The 14,863-nt window shown below is 55.7% G+C and carries 12 protein-coding genes and 5 tRNA genes; 13 read left to right on the forward strand and 4 right to left on the reverse strand.

Annotation, left to right across the window (positions count from 1 at the left end; translation table 11 throughout):
• Positions 1-214: 214 nt before the first annotated feature.
• The 13 genes from alaS (at position 215) to KGA69_RS11705 (ending at position 9,637) form a co-directional block, all read left to right on the forward strand.
• Positions 215-2,842 (forward strand): alanine--tRNA ligase, encoded by a 2,628-nt coding sequence (alaS, locus tag KGA69_RS11645; protein ID WP_045395419.1) that lies wholly within the window; start codon positions 215-217, stop codon positions 2,840-2,842.
• Positions 2,843-3,205: 363 nt separating this feature from the next.
• Positions 3,206-3,391, forward strand: a complete 186-nt coding sequence (csrA, locus tag KGA69_RS11650; RefSeq protein WP_000906486.1) for a carbon storage regulator CsrA — start codon at positions 3,206-3,208, stop codon at positions 3,389-3,391.
• Between the two features lie 337 nt (positions 3,392-3,728).
• Positions 3,729-3,821, forward strand: a tRNA-Ser gene (locus tag KGA69_RS11655).
• Positions 3,822-3,825: 4 nt separating this feature from the next.
• A tRNA-Arg gene (locus KGA69_RS11660) sits at positions 3,826-3,902 on the forward strand.
• Between the two features lie 282 nt (positions 3,903-4,184).
• Positions 4,185-4,261: transfer RNA gene (locus KGA69_RS11665), tRNA-Arg, on the forward strand.
• Between the two features lie 189 nt (positions 4,262-4,450).
• Positions 4,451-4,527: transfer RNA gene (locus KGA69_RS11670), tRNA-Arg, on the forward strand.
• 189 nt (positions 4,528-4,716) lie between these two features.
• Positions 4,717-4,793 (forward strand) — tRNA-Arg (locus tag KGA69_RS11675).
• Positions 4,794-5,087: 294 nt separating this feature from the next.
• Positions 5,088-5,402 carry a BON domain-containing protein gene (locus KGA69_RS11680; RefSeq protein ID WP_015370060.1) on the forward strand — a complete coding sequence of 105 codons (315 nt, stop codon included), beginning with the start codon at positions 5,088-5,090 and terminating at the stop codon, positions 5,400-5,402.
• 125 nt (positions 5,403-5,527) lie between these two features.
• Positions 5,528-6,094 carry a fructose-1-phosphate/6-phosphogluconate phosphatase gene (gene yqaB, locus KGA69_RS11685; protein WP_045395223.1) on the forward strand — a complete coding sequence of 189 codons (567 nt, stop codon included), beginning with the start codon at positions 5,528-5,530 and terminating at the stop codon, positions 6,092-6,094.
• The gene (locus KGA69_RS11690; RefSeq protein ID WP_045395221.1) at positions 6,091-6,519 is read left to right on the forward strand and encodes a YqaA family protein; all 429 of its coding nucleotides are present in this window, start codon (positions 6,091-6,093) and stop codon (positions 6,517-6,519) included. Before yqaB ends, KGA69_RS11690 begins: the two co-directional genes overlap by 4 nt.
• 66 nt (positions 6,520-6,585) lie before the next feature.
• Positions 6,586-8,142: a glutamate--cysteine ligase gene (gene gshA / locus KGA69_RS11695; protein WP_045395218.1), complete on the forward strand. Its 1,557-nt coding sequence runs from the start codon at positions 6,586-6,588 to the stop codon at positions 8,140-8,142.
• Positions 8,143-8,305: 163 nt separating this feature from the next.
• A complete protein-coding gene (gene luxS, locus KGA69_RS11700) occupies positions 8,306-8,821 on the forward strand; it encodes an S-ribosylhomocysteine lyase (protein ID WP_015370064.1) in 516 nt (171 codons plus the stop codon).
• Between the two features lie 48 nt (positions 8,822-8,869).
• The gene (locus KGA69_RS11705) at positions 8,870-9,637 is read left to right on the forward strand and encodes an AraC family transcriptional regulator (protein WP_045395217.1); all 768 of its coding nucleotides are present in this window, start codon (positions 8,870-8,872) and stop codon (positions 9,635-9,637) included.
• Here KGA69_RS11705 and leuA read toward each other — a convergent pair.
• The 4 genes from leuA to mprA all read right to left on the reverse strand — a co-directional run bounded on the left by leuA (position 9,634) and on the right by mprA (position 14,818).
• The gene (leuA, locus tag KGA69_RS11710; protein ID WP_213293110.1) at positions 9,634-11,292 is read right to left on the reverse strand and encodes a 2-isopropylmalate synthase; all 1,659 of its coding nucleotides are present in this window, start codon (positions 11,290-11,292) and stop codon (positions 9,634-9,636) included. The two genes, KGA69_RS11705 and leuA, sit on opposite strands and share 4 nt — an antisense overlap.
• A gap of 137 nt (positions 11,293-11,429) precedes the next feature.
• On the reverse strand, positions 11,430-12,968 hold the full coding sequence (gene emrB / locus KGA69_RS11715; RefSeq protein ID WP_045395214.1) for a multidrug efflux MFS transporter permease subunit EmrB: 1,539 nt from the start codon (positions 12,966-12,968) through the stop codon (positions 11,430-11,432).
• 15 nt (positions 12,969-12,983) lie between these two features.
• Positions 12,984-14,156, reverse strand: a complete 1,173-nt coding sequence (gene emrA / locus KGA69_RS11720) for a multidrug efflux MFS transporter periplasmic adaptor subunit EmrA (RefSeq protein WP_015370068.1) — start codon at positions 14,154-14,156, stop codon at positions 12,984-12,986.
• A gap of 131 nt (positions 14,157-14,287) precedes the next feature.
• A complete protein-coding gene (gene mprA / locus KGA69_RS11725) occupies positions 14,288-14,818 on the reverse strand; it encodes a transcriptional repressor MprA (protein ID WP_015370069.1) in 531 nt (176 codons plus the stop codon).
• Positions 14,819-14,863 lie beyond the last annotated feature (45 nt).

Consider the following 14,863-nt stretch of genomic DNA (forward strand, 5'->3'; position numbering starts at 1 on the left):
TCTTATTCCCACTTTATTCCGTCGGGCCGCTGCTTGTGATTGCATAATCAGCGTCCAGGGCGATTATTCCTTATACACAAAATCATTCAAGCTGCATCACGGCGGCAAGAGAGAACAGCTTCTGGGGCGTACGTGAGTTCACTACCGGGAGAGGACGTTCCGCCAGGTCAGAGGCGACTTGAAGGATGAAGTGTAGCTTGATTTCAGGATAATTATGAGCAAGAGCACCGCTGAGATCCGTCAGGCGTTTCTCGACTTTTTCCATAGTAAGGGACATCAGGTAGTTGCCAGCAGCTCCCTGGTGCCGCACAACGATCCGACCCTGCTGTTTACCAACGCCGGGATGAACCAGTTCAAGGATGTCTTCCTTGGTCTCGACAAACGTAATTATTCGCGCGCGACCACCGCGCAGCGTTGCGTGCGTGCGGGCGGTAAACACAACGATCTGGAAAACGTCGGTTACACTGCGCGCCACCACACCTTCTTCGAAATGCTGGGCAACTTCAGCTTCGGCGATTACTTCAAGCAGGATGCCATCAAATATGCATGGGAACTGCTGACCGGTGAGAACTGGTTCGCCCTGCCGAAAGAAAAACTGTGGGTTACCGTTTACGAGACCGATGACGAAGCTTTCGACATCTGGGCCAATGAAGTGGGCGTTCCGCGCGAGCGTATTATCCGCATCGGCGACAACAAAGGCGCGCCGTTTGCTTCTGATAACTTCTGGCAGATGGGCGATACCGGTCCGTGCGGCCCGTGCACCGAAATCTTCTTTGACCATGGCGATCACATCTGGGGCGGCCCTCCGGGAAGCCCGGAAGAAGATGGCGACCGTTACATTGAGATCTGGAACATCGTCTTCATGCAGTTCAACCGTCAGGCTGACGGTACCATGGAGCCGCTGCCGAAGCCGTCCGTTGATACCGGTATGGGGCTGGAGCGTATTGCCGCTGTTCTGCAGCACGTTAACTCCAACTATGACATCGACCTGTTCCGCAATCTGATTGCGAGCGTGGCGAAAGTCACCGGCGCGACCGATCTGACTAACAAGTCGCTGCGCGTTATCGCCGACCACATTCGTTCCTGCGCATTCCTGATTGCTGATGGCGTGATCCCGTCGAATGAAAACCGCGGCTACGTGCTGCGTCGTATCATTCGCCGCGCGATTCGTCACGGCAACATGCTGGGCGCGAAGGACACCTTCTTCTGGAAACTGGTTGCTCCGCTTATCGACGTGATGGGCGCCGCCGGTGAAGAGCTGAAACAGCAGCAGGCTCTGGTAGAGCAGGTGCTGAAAACCGAAGAAGAGCAGTTTGCGCGCACACTGGAGCGCGGACTGGCGCTGCTGGACGAGGAACTGTCGAAGCTTAAAGGCGACACGCTGGACGGCGAAACCGCCTTCCGTCTGTATGACACCTATGGCTTCCCGGTTGATCTGACGGCGGACGTCTGCCGCGAGCGCAACATCAAGGTTGACGAAGCAGGCTTTGAAGCCGCGATGGAAGAGCAGCGCCGCCGCGCGCGCGAGTCCAGCGGTTTCGGCGCTGACTATAACGCGATGATTCGCGTTGACGGCGCATCGGAATTTAAAGGCTACGATCATCTGGAACTGAACGGCAAAGTGACTGCGCTGTTCATCGACGGCAAAGCGGTTGATAGCGTCAGCGCGGGTCAGGATGCGGTTGTAGTCCTCGACCAGACGCCATTCTATGCGGAATCCGGCGGTCAGGTAGGCGATAAAGGCGAACTGAAAGGCGCTGGCTTCTCCTTCACGGTCAGCGATACGCAGAAGTACGGCCAGGCTATTGGTCATATCGGTAAAGTCGCCAGCGGTTCCCTGAAAGTGGGTGACGCGGTGCAGGCCGATGTCGATCAGGCTCGCCGTCAGCGTATTCGTCTCAACCATTCCGCGACGCACCTGATGCACGCGGCGCTGCGCCAGGTTCTCGGTACCCACGTGGCGCAGAAAGGCTCGCTGGTTAACGATAAAGCGCTGCGTTTTGACTTCTCGCATTTTGAAGCGATGAAGCCGGAAGAAATTAGAGCGGTGGAAGATCTGGTGAACGCCCAGATCCGCCGTAACCTGGCTATCGAAACCAATATCATGGATATCGATGCCGCGCGTGAATCCGGCGCTATGGCGCTGTTCGGCGAGAAATACGACGATCGCGTTCGCGTACTGCGGATGGGCGATTTCTCCACCGAGCTGTGCGGCGGTACTCACGCGGCGCGTACCGGTGATATCGGCCTGTTCCGTATTACCTCTGAATCCGGTACCGCCGCAGGCGTGCGCCGTATTGAAGCGGTGACCGGCGAAGGGGCGATTGCCAGCCTGCATGCGCAGAGCGATCAGCTCAGCGATATCGCCCAGCTGCTGAAGGGCGATAGCCACAGCATCGGCGATAAAGTTCGCGCGGCGCTTGAGCGTACCCGTCAGTTGGAAAAAGAGCTGCAGCAGCTGAAAGAGCAGGCTGCGGCGCAGGAGAGCGCTAATCTCTCCAGTAAAGCGGAAGAAATTAACGGTGTTAAGCTGCTGGTCAGCGAGCTGGCCGGCGTTGAGCCGAAAATGCTGCGTACCATGGTTGATGATCTGAAAAACCAGCTCGGTTCGACGGTCGTTGTATTAGCTACGGTAGCGGATGGTAAGGTTTCTCTGATTGCAGGTGTGTCTAAGGATGTGACAGACCGCGTGAAAGCAGGGGAGCTGGTTGGTATGGTCGCCCAGCAGGTGGGCGGTAAAGGGGGCGGTCGTCCGGATATGGCGCAAGCCGGCGGTACCGATGCGTCTGCTCTCCCTGCTGCGTTAGCCAGTGTGAAAGGCTGGGTCAGCGCAAAACTGTAATAACTATAAACGCATTTACCCTAAATAATTCGAGTTGCAGAAAGGCGGCGACGCAGCGAATCCCCAGGAGCTTACTCAAGTAAGTGACTGGGGTGAGTGAGGAAAGCCAACATACATGCAACTTGAAGTATGACGGGTATAGGTGCCGTAACCTGATGGGAGCGGCATCTTGCGTCATAAGTACTGATAACGATAAAGTCGGGTTGAAGTTGTGTAGATCGGCTAAACTTAGGTTTAACAGAATGTGATGCCGTGACTGCTTACACCGCGAGGTGTTTGTCATCGCTTACTTTTTGGCGTTATATGATGGATAATGCCGGGATGCGAGAGACCCGACTCTTTTAATCTTTCAAGGAGCAAAGAATGCTGATTCTGACTCGTCGAGTTGGTGAGACCCTCATGATTGGAGATGAGGTCACTGTGACAGTTTTAGGGGTTAAGGGTAACCAGGTACGTATTGGTGTCAACGCCCCTAAAGAAGTCTCTGTACATCGTGAAGAAATCTACCAGCGTATCCAGGCTGAAAAATCCCAGCAGTCCAGTTACTAAGCTTTCCGCGCCTCGCTTTATTGTGAGGCGCATCCCTCCGGCGGTCGTTTTTCTCTTTTCTTCTCCTTTTTCTTCTCTCGCGACATCCTCTCTTTTGTTTTTATTCGCCGTGCGTCATTTTTCGTTGTCGCTTTTGAGTGGCCGTAAAGGGCTATTTCCTGTTGATAAAATACTCTTTTTGCCGTTTTTGCAGGCTAATTGCGCGTGAAGTGTGCAAACGGAAAAAGCTCTCGAAAAATTGTTTGACTTATAAGTCTCAGAAAGTAATATGTGCGCCATCGCAGCGACGAAGAGCAGAAACAAGTTCTTCGAAGCACTCGCAAGAGGCGTGTTGTGTGGTGAGGTGGCCGAGAGGCTGAAGGCGCTCCCCTGCTAAGGGAGTATGCGGTCAAAAGCTGCATCCGGGGTTCGAATCCCCGCCTCACCGCCATTTTGCATCCGTAGCTCAGCTGGATAGAGTACTCGGCTACGAACCGAGCGGTCGGAGGTTCGAATCCTCCCGGATGCACCATCTTCTCCAGGGTAACAGCGATATCGTTGTTGCAAAGTTTGCGAAATTATCGCGAACACCAGGGAGGATAACGTTGAGTAAACAACGGCCCGTAGGGCGAGGCGCAGCCGAGTAATCCTCCCGGATGCACCATCTTCTCTATGTAAACAGAAAGAAGAACGCTGTGAAAGCAGCGGCCCGCAGTGCGAGGCGTAATCGAGTCACTCTACCGATTACTCCATCATACTCAGTGTGGCATGTGTTAGTTGTGACACTGACGCGTAGTAAAGCAAGTTTCCCGATGCATCCGTAGCTCAGCTGGATAGAGTACTCGGCTACGAACCGAGCGGTCGGAGGTTCGAATCCTCCCGGATGCACCATATTCTCCTTAGTAACAGCAACATCGTTGTTACATGGTCTGCGAAATTTTCGCCAGCACTAGGGAGGATAACGTTGCGTAAGCAACGGCCCGTAGGGCGAGGCGTAGACGAGTCATCCTCCCGGATGCACCATTCTTGCCTGATTCTGAATTATTCAGATGAATTCTGTAGTAAACTAGTTATTCCGATGCATCCGTAGCTCAGCTGGATAGAGTACTCGGCTACGAACCGAGCGGTCGGAGGTTCGAATCCTCCCGGATGCACCATATTCTCCTTAGTAACAGCAATATCGTTATTACATGGTCTGCGAAATTTTCGTCAGCACCAGGGAGGATAACGTTGCGTAAGCAACGGCCTGTAGGGCGAGGCGTAGACGAGTCATCCTCCCGGATGCACCATCTTCTCGCCATGAGATTTGCAACAGAATAACCTCGCAGTTAAATAGCTTTCCCGATGCATCCGTAGCTCAGCTGGATAGAGTACTCGGCTACGAACCGAGCGGTCGGAGGTTCGAATCCTCCCGGATGCACCATATTCTCCTTAGTAACAGCAATCTCAATGTTGCATGGTATGCGAAATTATCGCGAGTACCAGGGAGGATAACGTTGCGTTAGCAACGGCCCGTAGGGCGAGGCGCAGCCGAGTCATCCTCCCGGATGCACCATCTTCTCTTCAATAAAACTCTCCAATTTTCATCCCCTCAATACGACGCATTTTATCTCCTCGATAATCAACACATTTCTTATTGGCAAGTCGCTCTTTCCACTATAATTTATCCCTGTAGATCTACCTGAACCGGGTGTGATGAATGCAAGGAGAGAAATCAATGAAATGGTTCAAAGCAATACCTGCCTTTTGCGCAACGCTTCTGGTCGCCGTATCTCTGGCAGGCTGTGCCGGATCGTCCACCAAAGAAAGCACCGGCGGTTATATTGACGATACCGTGGTAACCACCAAGGTTAAAAGCGCGCTGTTTAACGAAAAAGATATCAAATCCTCAGAAATTAGCGTGCAGACCTTTAAAGGCCGCGTACAGCTGAGCGGTTTTGTATCGTCGGCTGAGAGCGCTAAACGGGCGGTAGAGGTCACCCGTCGCGTACAGGGCGTGCGCGTGGTTGAGAACGACCTGCGAATCAAATAAAGCGATTTTTGCACTCCCTAATTACTTAAGGCGCCTGCGGGCGCCTTTGCGGTCTCTGGCCCCCCGCGACAAAACCCGCCTTTTGCGATACAGTAACGTTTCCTTATCCTGTTTGTGAGAACACGATGTACCAACGTTACGCAGGACTGATTTTCGATATGGATGGCACCATCCTCGATACCGAGCCGACGCATCGTAAGGCATGGCGTGAAGTATTGGGCCGTTACGGTATGCGTTTCGATGAACAGGCCGTGGTCGCGCTCAACGGTTCTCCAACCTGGCGTATTGCCCAGGCGATCATTGAGCTGAATCAGGCTGATTTAGATCCGCATCGTCTGGCGCAGGAAAAAACTGTGGCCGTTAAAGCGATGCTGCTGGATAGCGTGCGCCCGTTACCGCTCATTGACGTGGTAAAGGAGTGGCATGGCCGTCGCCCGATGTCGGTCGGCACCGGTAGCGAAAGCGCCGTCGCCGAAGCGCTACTGGCGCATCTCGGCCTGCGCCACTACTTCTCCGCGGTGGTGGCTGCCGATCACGTGACGCAACATAAACCTGCGCCAGATACCTTCCTGCTATGCGCGGAGCGCATGGGCGTCGCGCCGGAAACCTGCGTGGTCTTTGAAGATGCCGACTTCGGTCTGGAAGCGGCGAAGCGCGCGGGTATGGATGCTGTGGATGTGCGTCTGTTGTGAGCGACGCGCTGTCGCTCCTGTCGCTTTTTGCCAGCAGCTTTTTAAGCGCCACTTTACTGCCCGGCAACTCGGAAGTGTTGCTGGTTGCTATGCTTCTTACGGGGGCAAGTCAACCGTGGCTGCTGGTATTAATAGCAACAATCGGCAATAGCCTTGGAGGGGTAACTAACGTTATTCTGGGGCGCCTGTTTCCGCTGCGCAAGCAGTCGCGCTGGCAGGAGAGGGCAACCGGCTGGCTTAAACGCTATGGCGCGGTGACATTATTATTGAGCTGGGCGCCTGTTATAGGCGATTTGCTGTGTTTACTGGCGGGATGGATGCGCATTTCCTGGGGACCAGTGCTCTTTTTTTTATGCCTTGGTAAGGCGTTGCGTTATATCGTCATTGCGGCGGCAACCCTTCAGGGCATGACGTGGTGGCACTAATTGGACTGATTGTTCAACCATTACAATTATGCTAATTCAAACGATTTCGACAGGCGGGAGGTCAAATTGATCCCGGATGTATCACAGGCGCTGGCCTGGCTGGAAAAAAATCCGCAGGCGCTGCAAGGCATTAAACGTGGGCTTGAGCGCGAAACGCTGCGCGTTAACGCCGACGGCACGCTGGCCACTACCGGCCATCCTTTAGCTTTAGGTTCGGCGCTGACCCATAAATGGATTACCACTGATTTTGCCGAAGCCCTGCTGGAGTTTATTACCCCAGTGGATGGCGATGTCGATCATATGCTGACTTTCCTGCGCGATGTGCATCGCTTCACCGCCCGCCAGCTCGGAGACGAGCGGATGTGGCCGCTGAGCATGCCGTGCTATATCGCGCCGGGTCAGGAAATTGAACTGGCGCAGTACGGTACCTCTAACGTTGGCCGTCTGAAGACGTTGTATCGCGAAGGGCTGAAAAACCGCTACGGCGCGCTGATGCAAACCATTTCTGGCGTGCACTATAACTTCTCGCTGCCGATGGCGTTCTGGCAGGCCAAGTGCGGCGTGGAAGACGCGGAAAGCGGCAAAGAGGCGATCTCGGCCGGTTATTTCCGCTCGATTCGTAACTACTACCGTTTCGGTTGGGTAATTCCGTACCTGTTCGGCGCGTCGCCGGCGATTTGCTCCTCGTTCCTGCAAGGCAAACCGACGACTCTGCCGTTTGAGAAGGCCGGAAACGGCATGTACTACCTGCCATACGCCACTTCTCTGCGTCTTAGCGACCTCGGTTATACCAATAAGTCGCAAAGCAATCTCGGAATTACGTTTAACGATCTGCACGAGTATGTGGCAGGATTGAAGCGGGCGATTAAAACGCCATCGGAAGAGTACGCTAAAATCGGGCTTGAGAAAGACGGTAAGCATCTGCAGATCAACAGCAATATTCTGCAGATTGAAAACGAGCTGTACGCGCCGATTCGCCCGAAACGGGTGACCCGTAGCGGTGAAACGCCGTCCGATGCGCTGCTGCGCGGCGGCATTGAGTATATCGAAGTGCGTTCGCTGGATATCAACCCATTCTCGCCGATTGGCGTGGATGAGCAGCAGGTGCGCTTCCTCGATCTGTTTATGGTCTGGTGCGTGCTGGCCGATGCGCCGGAGATGAGCAGCAGCGAACTGCTGTGTACCCGTACTAACTGGAACCGGGTGATTCTTGAAGGCCGCAAACCGGGCCTGACGCTGGGAATTGGCTGCGAAAGCGCGCAGTTCCCGCTGGCGCAGGTGGGTAAAGATCTGTTCCGTGATTTACGTCGCGTGGCGCAAACGCTGGACAGCATCCACGGCGGCGAGGCCTATCAACAAGTGTGCGATGAGCTGCTGGCGTGCTTCGACGATCCGGAATTAACGTTCTCAGCGCGCATTCTGCGTTCTATGATTGAAGAAGGGATTGGCGGTACCGGGCGTAAGCTGGCTGATGAGTATCGTACGATGCTGCGCGATGAACCGCTGGAAATTTTAAGCGAAGATGATTTTATCGCCGAACGTGATGCGTCGGTCGCGCGACAGAAGAAAGTGGAAGCGGAAGATAGCGAGCCGTTCGAGGCACTTTTAGCACGACACGCGTAGTAAAAAGCGCTACAAAAGAAAAAGGCCACATCACTGTGGCCAAACTTTCATCTCTGATTCAGGGATGATGATGATAATAAATGCGCGTCTTTCATATACTCAGACTCGCTGTTGAACGAAGAGTTCATTTTATTTTAAAAAAAATCACTATCGGAGGTGAAGAATGCCGTTGTTAGATAGTTTCACAGTCGACCATACCCGAATGGAAGCGCCTGCGGTGCGCGTCGCGAAGAAAATGAACACGCCGCACGGCGATCAAATCACCGTTTTCGATCTGCGATTCTGCGTACCGAACCAGGAAGTGATGCCGGAGCGCGGCATCCATACTCTGGAGCACCTGTTTGCTGGTTTCATGCGCGATCACCTGAACGGTAATGGCGTGGAAATTATCGACATCTCTCCGATGGGCTGCCGTACCGGTTTCTACATGAGCCTGATTGGCACGCCGGAAGAGCAACGCGTGGCAGATGCCTGGAAAGCGGCGATGGCTGACGTGCTGAAAGTCAAAGATCAGAATCAGATCCCTGAGCTGAACGTCTACCAGTGCGGAACCTACACCATGCACTCGCTGGAAGAAGCGCAGGATATCGCCCGCCACATCATTGAGCGCGATGTTCGCATCAACAGCAACGATGAGCTGGCGCTGCCGAAAGAAAAACTGCAAGAACTGCACATCTAGTGCGCCTGCGTCGGCCCGGCTATCGCGTCGGGCCGCTCTTCGCCTATCATGTCGACAACGCTCTCCTTTTCCTTCCAGCACCGCGCGCTGGTGCCATTTGCCCATGATTACGCTCACGGCGATAGCGAACCGATGCATTGCCACGACTGCGCTCAGTTATTGCATATTCTCAGCGGCGTGGTTCGGGTGGAAACGCCGGTCGGGTTCTGGGTCGTACCGCCGGGGCGCGGCGTCTGGCTACCGGCACATACGCCGCACGCGTTACGTATAACCGGCAATGTGGCCGCGCGGACGCTATTTATCGATCCGCTGGCCCGTGCCGATCTGCCCTCTACCTGCCAGATCGTACAGATCTCACCGCTGCTGCGTGAGCTTATCGTCGCGTCGCTGTCGCTGGAAGAGCGCTATTTCCCCGGGACTCGCGACGAACGTATCTATGAGCTGATGCTGGATGAAATTCGTGGAATGTCGGTATTACCGTTCGGTTTGCCGGAACCGCATAGCGATAGCCTGCGTCGGTTGTGCCAGCGAGTGCGCGAAGCGCCCGGTGAGCCGTGGAGCAGCCGTGAGGCGGCGCAAGCTGGCGGAATGAGCGAGCGTACGCTGAACCGCCATTTTCAACAGCAGACCAGCCTGACCTGGAGCGAATGGGTGCGCCGGGCGAAGCTGATGGAGGCGCTGGTTCGCCTGGCGCAGGGGCAGTCGGTGCTAAGGGTGGCGCTGGATCTGGGTTACGGCAGCCACAGCGCTTTTAGCGCCATGTTCCGCCGGGTCATGGGGACCGCGCCCAGCGACTATTTTCGCCCGTTGGATTAATCCCTGGCGTGAACGGCATTACACAACGCCTGTAACGAGGCGCGGGCAACGTCATTATCAATGCCTACGCCCCATCGACTTTCGCCATTGGCAAAGACGCAGCGAATATAGGCAACGGAGCGGCTGTCGCTGCGCGCCCCAAGGGTATGCTCGTGGTAATCCTTGATAACGAAATGACGTTTTAACAGCGCGCTCAGGCCGTTGGCGGCGGCGGATAACAAACCGTTCCCGCGTCCGTTCAAGCGGCGGGTTTCGCCATTCATCCGCAGCGCAGCCTGTAACGTCAGTTCGCCATCCTGCTGGCCGTCGCTCTGATAGTCGAGTAACGCCAGCGTCGGCTGCGCCAGCAGGCCGTAACGGCTGCGAAACAGCTGCCATAACGCGTTATGGGTCATTTCTTTACCATGGCTATCCGTTTCTTGCTGAACGTACTGGCTGAAGTCCTGCTGCAACGCCCGCGGCAGCTTAAGACCGTGGTTCTGCTCAATCAGCCATGCGCTGCCGCTTTTACCTGACTGGCTGTTAACGCGGATCACTGCTTCATAGCTGCAGCCGATATCCTGTGGATCGATAGGTAAATACGGCATTTGCCAGCGATCTCCCGGCTTACGGGCATCAAACCCTTTTTTAATGGCATCCTGATGCGAACCGGAAAAGGCGGTGTAGGCCAGACTGCCTGCCCAGGGATGCCGTGGATGTACCGGGAGCTGGTTGCAGTTCTCGACGATCTCCACTACCCGATTCATCTGCGTAAAGCGCAACTGCGGATCCACGCCCTGGCTATAGAGATTCATCGCCAGCGTGACCAGACAGACGTTGCCGGTGCGCTCGCCATTGCCGAACAGACAGCCTTCCACGCGATCGGCGCCGGCCATCACCGCCAGTTCGGCGCTGGCGACGCCGGTACCGCGATCGTTATGCGGATGCACGCTGATACACACATCCTGGCGGCGCGAGAAGTGGTGGCAAAAATATTCAATCCGATCGGCGTAGACGTTCGGCGTGTTGACTTCGACCGTTGCCGGAAGATTAATAATCATTGGCCGTTCGCCGCAGGGCTGCCAGATTTCCGCCACCGCTTCGCAGATTTCAAGGGCGAATTCCGGCTCGGTAAAACAGAAGGTTTCCGGTGAATATTCATATTGCCAACGGGTGTCCGGCTGCTGTTCGCAATGCTGACGAATAAGCCGGGTGGCTCGAGTGGCGAGCTCGATCACTTCGGCCTTTTCCATGCCGAAAACCAGCTCGCGAAACAGCGGCGCGGTGGCATTGTAGAGATGGATGGTTGCCTGTCGGGCGCCGCGCAGCGCTTCAAAGGTTCGCGCTATGAGTTCTTCCCGCGCCTGAGTCAGTACCTGAATGGTGACATCTTCAGGGATGCGCTGCTCGTCAATCAGCTGGCGCACAAAGTTGAAGTCGGTTTGCGAGGCGGAGGGGAAGGCGACCTCTATTTCTTTAAAACCGCACTCAAGCAACAGATCCCAGAACTGCAGCTTGCGTGCGGCATCCATCGGTTCGGCCAGCGCCTGGTTGCCGTCGCGCAAATCGGTGGAAAGCCAGCGCGGCGCGGTAGTGATTTGCCGCTCGGGCCACTGGCGATCGGGCAGGGCGATAGGCGGATAAGGGCTGTATTTTTCGCAAGGATTGGTCAGCATGATGTTCTCCTGTAGTCGGAGCTTTATCCTGCATGACATAACGCATCGGCGGCTTTAGCGAAATGGACAGAAGCTAGCGCGAAATGGACAAGGTCGCGGCAATAAAAAAGGGACCCGTAGGTCCCTTTTGTTGATACTTAGTGCGCGCCTCCGCCACCGCCGCCGGCGCTGAACGGCGGCCTGGCGAACCACACCAGGCTTAGCAGAAGGATAAAGATCCCCGCTGAGACCCAGAAGATTTCGTTGGCGGAGATAATCAACCCCTGGTTGGTTATCTGCTGGGCAATCCAGCCGGAAGCCTGCTGCTGGGTCATTCCCATACCCTGTAGTTGATCGTACATCTGCTGGGCGTTGGGGTTGAACGGCGTCACCGACTCGGTGAGCTGCGCATGGTGCAGCGCCTCGCGGTTGGTCCACATGGTGGTGGTAATTGAGGTACCGATGGAGCCGGCAAGGGTTCGGGTAAAGTTCGACAAGCTCGATGCCGCCGCCAGCCGCTCCGGCGGGAGGCCAGAGAGGGTGATGGTGGTCAGCGGCATGAAGAAACAGGCTACCGCAAAGCCCTGGATAAACTGCGGCCAGGCCGATGCGCCAAAGTCCATTCCCGGTTCGAAGGTCCACGCGCGCCAGTAGAAGCACACCGCATACATAATAAAGCTGAAGGTCACCAGCCGCCGCATATCGAGCTTATGGGCAAAGCGGCCGATAATCGGCGACAGAATGACCGGGATCACCCCGACCGGCGCCGAAGCCAAACCGGCCCAGGTGGCGGTGTAGCCGTATACCTCCTGTAGAAGCTGCGGCAGCAATACAATGGCGCCGAAGTAGAGCATATAGGCCAGACTGATGCACAAACAGCCGATGGTAAAGTTACGCGACTTAAACAGCGACAGGTCGACTATCGGGTTATCGTCGGTCAACTCCCAGACGATGAGGAAACTTATCGCCACCACCGCCACGATGGTCAGGATGATAATCTCGTTGGAAGCGAACCAGTCGAGCTCTTTACCGCGGTCGAGCATAACCTGCAGGCTGCCGATCCCGATAATCAGCAGCGCCAGCCCGACGCCGTCGATACGCCGCTGTTCGGTGCGGGTTTCGCGGCCGCGCAGGGTTTGCAGCGTCATGAGAACCACCGCCACGCCAATCGGCACGTTGATGAAGAAGATCCAGCCCCAGTGGTAGTTATCGCTGATATAGCCGCCGAGAATCGGGCCGCAAATCGGCGCGACGATGACCGTCATCGACCACAGCGCCAGCGCGATTGAGCGCTTCGCTGGCGGGTAGTTGCTGAGCAGCAGACTCTGCGATAGCGGGATCAGCGGACCGGCGACGATCCCCTGAATCACGCGGAAGAAAATCAGCATCGTCAGGCTATTTGACACCCCGCAGGCCCAGGAGGCGATGGCGAATGCCACTGTCGACCAGACGAAGAGTTTCACTTCGCCGACGCGCTTAGCCAGCCAGCCGGTAATTGGGATGGAGATAGCGTTCGCCACCCCAAACGAGGTGATGACCCAGGTCCCCTGACTTAGCGACGAGCCAAGGTTACCGGCAATGGTCGGAATAGCCACGTTGGCGATAGTGGAGTCCAGCACCTGCATGAAAGTCGCCAGCGACAGCGCAATGGTCATGATGACCAGTTGCGCGCCTTCGAGCGGTTTTTGCTGTTGCATTACGCTCACCCCGAATTATCCGGCGTTGGCCTGGATGATACCGTCGATCAGTTTATTTACCGGCTCAAGGCCGATTTCACGGGCATTACTTTCATAGACCGGCGAGCTACGTACCTGGCTTGCCAGCATCTCGCCTTCGCGATTGCTGGTGTCTACTTCAACCAGCGTCGACAGGCCGATGCGCAGCGGATGTTGCGCCAGCTGTTTAGCATCTATTTCGATACGAACCGGCAGACGCTGGACGACTTTGATCCAGTTGCCGGTGGCGTTTTGCGCCGGCAGCAGGGAGAAGGCGCTGCCGGTACCCATATCCAGGCCGACCACTTTACCGGTGTACTTCACGTCATCGCCGTAGATATCGCTGACGATTGTCGCCGGCTGGCCGATACGCATATGGGCAAGCTGGGTCTCTTTAAAGTTGGCGTCAACCCACAGGTTGGTGGCCGGAACCACCGCCATCAGCGGGGTAGTGGTGCCAATCTGCGCGCCAGGCTGCACCGAGCGGCGGGAAACGTAGCCGCTAATCGGGCTGACGATTTGCGTACGCTGCAGCGCCAGCCAGGCGTTGCGGACTTCGGTCGCCGCCTGCAGCACCGCAGGCTGCTGTTCCAGTTTGGTGCCCAGTACGATCGCCTGGTTGGCGTTGTACTGCTGAATAGCGACGTCGAGTTCGGCCTGGGCGCTGGCGACGGTGTCACGAGCGTGCTGCAGCTCTTCGCGGCCAATCAGGTTCGCGGCGCCCAGCGGGATACGGCGATTAAGGTCTGCCTGCGCCTGGGCGAGGGCGGTTTTTTTGACGTCAATATTCGCCTGCAGCTGCTTGCTGTTGATCATCTGCTGGCGAGTCTGGCGCACGCTTGCCGCCAGCTGGGTTTTGGCTTTTTCAAACGCCTGCTGGGCGTCGGTCTGGTCGAGGGTGACCAGCGGATCGCCTTGTTGCACAAAGTCGGTGTTGTCGGCCCAGACCTTGGTGACGCTACCGGAAACCTGCGCCATGATCTGTACCTGGTTCCCTGCCACATAAGCGTCATCGGTCTCTTCATAATGACGCAGTACTAAAAACCAATAAATGCCGTAGGCTACGGCCACAATAACAAAGAGCAAGGTCAGGAGCAGAAGGGCGCCTTTGCGTTTCCCTTTCTTGCTGCCTGATTGCTGCGGAGTTTGGCTCGCCGCATTTTCGCTCATCTGATTCTCCACAATTTTACATTCTTATTATTTCACATCGGCTGAGCCGACCTGTTTACCAGAAAGGCCAGCAGAAAATCTGCTGGCCTGACCGTGTTCCTTGCAACTCAAAATGTTGTGCGGCTCCGTGCTTAGCGCAGGGATCCCGCCAGCGCGCCGTCTTCTTCCATTTGGTCGAGGCGGCCAAGCAGTTTGCGGGTGATGTGCTCCAGCTGGTCTTTTTCCGCAGTGCTCAAAGAAGACCACAACTGGTGCAGGCAGTTGTGCTGCGGAGGTAATACCTCGCGCAAGAATTGATGACCTTTGTCGGTTAGCTGTAGATGCAGGCAGCGACGATCGTTGTCGCTTTCACGACGCTCGATCCAGCCGCGTTTTTCCAGTTCGTCGGCGATACGGGTGGCATTAGTGCGTGACGAACCCAGCGCGCAGCTCAGCTCGGAAGGTTGAATGCTGTGATTTTCCTGAGACTCAAGCGTTATCAGCGCCATAAATAATGTCTCGTTAATCCCTTGCGCTTTCAGCATTTTGTTACGGTTTTCCAGCAGCTTACCCTGCATGTGCATACAGAGACGGGTGAGGAGAATCTCCTGGAAAGGGAAATCTTCATGGCGGCTGGCGCGGAATTTGAGCATCTGCTCAATGGGAGTAAACGAACTATCCATTTGGGTATAACCTCATTAATTACAGCCGATATAATAACTATTGTG

Origin of the sequence: Klebsiella sp. A52, from assembly GCF_018388785.1 — a bacterium.
Taxonomy (GTDB): Bacteria; Pseudomonadota; Gammaproteobacteria; order Enterobacterales; family Enterobacteriaceae; genus Klebsiella; species Klebsiella aerogenes.

What these genes read in the sequence shown, in the direction of transcription:
- alaS (WP_045395419.1), top strand. Translation starts at nt 215, where the DNA reads ATGAGCAAGAGCACCGCTGAGATCCGTCAGGCGTTTCTCGACTTTTTC.
- yqaB (WP_045395223.1), top strand. Translation starts at nt 5,528, where the DNA reads ATGTACCAACGTTACGCAGGACTGATTTTCGATATGGATGGCACCATC.
- KGA69_RS11705 (WP_045395217.1), top strand. Translation starts at nt 8,870, where the DNA reads ATGTCGACAACGCTCTCCTTTTCCTTCCAGCACCGCGCGCTGGTGCCA.
- KGA69_RS11680 (WP_015370060.1), top strand. Translation starts at nt 5,088, where the DNA reads ATGAAATGGTTCAAAGCAATACCTGCCTTTTGCGCAACGCTTCTGGTC.
- mprA (WP_015370069.1), bottom strand. Translation starts at nt 14,818, where the DNA reads ATGGATAGTTCGTTTACTCCCATTGAGCAGATGCTCAAATTCCGCGCC.
- luxS (WP_015370064.1), top strand. Translation starts at nt 8,306, where the DNA reads ATGCCGTTGTTAGATAGTTTCACAGTCGACCATACCCGAATGGAAGCG.
- csrA (WP_000906486.1), top strand. Translation starts at nt 3,206, where the DNA reads ATGCTGATTCTGACTCGTCGAGTTGGTGAGACCCTCATGATTGGAGAT.
- emrB (WP_045395214.1), bottom strand. Translation starts at nt 12,968, where the DNA reads ATGCAACAGCAAAAACCGCTCGAAGGCGCGCAACTGGTCATCATGACC.
- emrA (WP_015370068.1), bottom strand. Translation starts at nt 14,156, where the DNA reads ATGAGCGAAAATGCGGCGAGCCAAACTCCGCAGCAATCAGGCAGCAAG.
- leuA (WP_213293110.1), bottom strand. Translation starts at nt 11,292, where the DNA reads ATGCTGACCAATCCTTGCGAAAAATACAGCCCTTATCCGCCTATCGCC.